The sequence below is a fragment of the Acidithiobacillus concretivorus genome (assembly GCF_018853445.1).
Classification (GTDB): Bacteria; Pseudomonadota; Gammaproteobacteria; order Acidithiobacillales; family Acidithiobacillaceae; genus Acidithiobacillus; species Acidithiobacillus concretivorus.
This window is the reverse complement of sequence record NZ_JABELD010000194.1, coordinates 1-1,944: the sequence shown is the minus strand read 5'-3', so window position 1 is coordinate 1,944 and position 1,944 is coordinate 1. Positions and strand designations below refer to the sequence as shown.

The 1,944-nt window shown below is 53.1% G+C and carries 2 protein-coding genes; one reads left to right on the top strand and one right to left on the bottom strand.

From position 1 onward, the window contains the following. The first annotated feature begins 199 nt into the window (after positions 1-199). On the top strand, positions 200-1,414 hold the full coding sequence (locus HJG40_RS14855) for an ISL3 family transposase (RefSeq protein WP_101536405.1): 1,215 nt from the start codon (positions 200-202) through the stop codon (positions 1,412-1,414). On the opposite strand, the gene HJG40_RS14850 is transcribed toward HJG40_RS14855, so the two are convergent. Beyond that, positions 1,403-1,944: cation:proton antiporter domain-containing protein (locus tag HJG40_RS14850; RefSeq protein WP_215864907.1), on the bottom strand; the 542-nt coding region annotated here is incomplete at its 5' end. The genes HJG40_RS14855 and HJG40_RS14850 overlap by 12 nt on opposite strands.

Sequence of the window (1,944 nt, the reverse complement as noted above, 5' to 3'; positions counted from 1 at the left end):
ATTTGATTGGCTGCAGCAAAAATAATAAATACACTACCCAAGGCCACTACGCCATGTAGATAATCAGGGATAGCTCTTTTTTTGAGTAACCACCCCAGGCTTTGACCAGCTAAAATTCCTAAAACAGGCTCTTCGTCAGATTGAGTGGGTAGGGGGTAGAATGCTGTGGAGCGGTCGTGCCCTGAATTGGAGTTAGCTGATGGTCCCTGAAGAGCTGTTTTCTCTCGCGTTAGGATTGGTTCCGCCGTGGTTGGTGGATCATGTGACTTTCACGGTGGAGGAGAAACGCCTGGATCTGCACATCAACTTTCCCAAGGGTAGTCGCTTTGCTTGCTCCGTCTGTGGTGAGGAGTGTCCGGTACATGATACCCGTGACCATACTTGGCGGCACATGGATTTCTTCCAGCATGAAGCCTATCTCCATGCCCGCGTACCTCGTGTGAAGTGCCAGGAGCATGGAGTGCATCAGATATCTGTTCCCTGGGCACGGGAAGGCTCGCATTTCACCCTGCTCTTCGAAGCGCTGATCATGACCCTGGTGCGGGAGATGCCGGTATTGACCGTAGCCCGCCTAGTCGGCGAGACCGACACGCTCCTGTGGCGGGTGATTGACCACTATGTGCCAGAAGCCCGTACCAGAGTGGATATGGCCCATGTCCATGCCGTCGGCGTCGATGAAACCAGCAGTCGGCGCGGCCACGACTACATCACGCTCTTCGTGGATCTGGATGCCCGGCGACTCTTGTTCGCTACTCCCGGCAAGGATGCCAAGACCTTTGAGAGATTCTCCGCAGATCTACAGGCCCATGGTGGTAGCGCGGAAGCGATCACCGATGTGAGCATGGACCTCTCGCCGGCCTTCCAGAAAGGGGCTGCCGAGCACCTGCCCAATGCGGAGATCACTTTCGATCGTTTTCACCTCATGAAGCTCGTCAACGAGGCCGTGGACGACGTGCGCAAGGGGGAAGTCCTCACTCAGCCAAATCTCAAAAAGACCCGCTGGCTCTGGCTCAAGAACGATTGCAACCTCAAGGTGAAGCAGAAAGAAAAGCTGCAGGCATTACTCAAAGACCAGAACCTCAAGACGGCGCAGGCCTACCAGTTCCGCCTGACCTTTCAGGACATCTTCACGATCAAGAATCGCCATCAGGGGGCTACCCTCTTGAAAGCCTGGTTGGAAAACGCCAGAACCAGCGATCTGCCGCCTATCGTCAAGGTCGCCTACACCATCATGAATCACTGGGATGGCGTGCTCCGATGGTTCGAGAGCCAGATCACCAATGGAATTCTGGAAGGTTTCAACAGCCTCATTCAATCCGCCAAGGCCAAGGCTCGGGGTTACCGCACGCACAAGAACTTTATCAACATGGCCTACCTGATCCTGGGCAAGCTGGATCTCAGGCTACCCACTTGAAATGACGAGGAACCCTAAAACAACACCTGCGCCAAGCATTTTTAGAAAAACTTCAACGGCAGAATTGAGTCCTGTGGAGCCGTGATGGGCAATAATGGCCTCGAAAACCAGAACGGCCAGCAAGGCACCAATGGGATCAATGAGGATACTTTCCCACATTAATATATTGCTGATTCGCACATTGGGTCTGGCTGCTCTTAACACCGGGCCAATGACGGTAGGCCCGGAAACGACCACAACTGCGCCAAAGAGAATGGCCATGGACCAGCTAAAATCCGCAATCCAGTGGGTAGCTACCGCCAGTATCAGCCAACTGCTGATAGTCCCCAAGCTGACCATTCTGCGAATGACAGAGGCGAGACCCCCCAGTTCCTTAAGGCGTAAATTCAGTGCGCCTTCAAACAGGATAACAGCTACAGCCAAAGAGATACCGGGAAATAGTAGTGGTCCAAATAGTTTATCAGGATCAATCCAACCGCTTATTGGCCCAGCGACAATACCAATAACCAGAAGAAATAAAATGGCGGGTA

Coding starts and splice junctions, on each gene's coding strand:
- HJG40_RS14855 (WP_101536405.1), top strand. CDS start 200: ATGGTCCCTGAAGAGCTGTTTTCTCTCGCGTTAGGATTGGTTCCGCCG.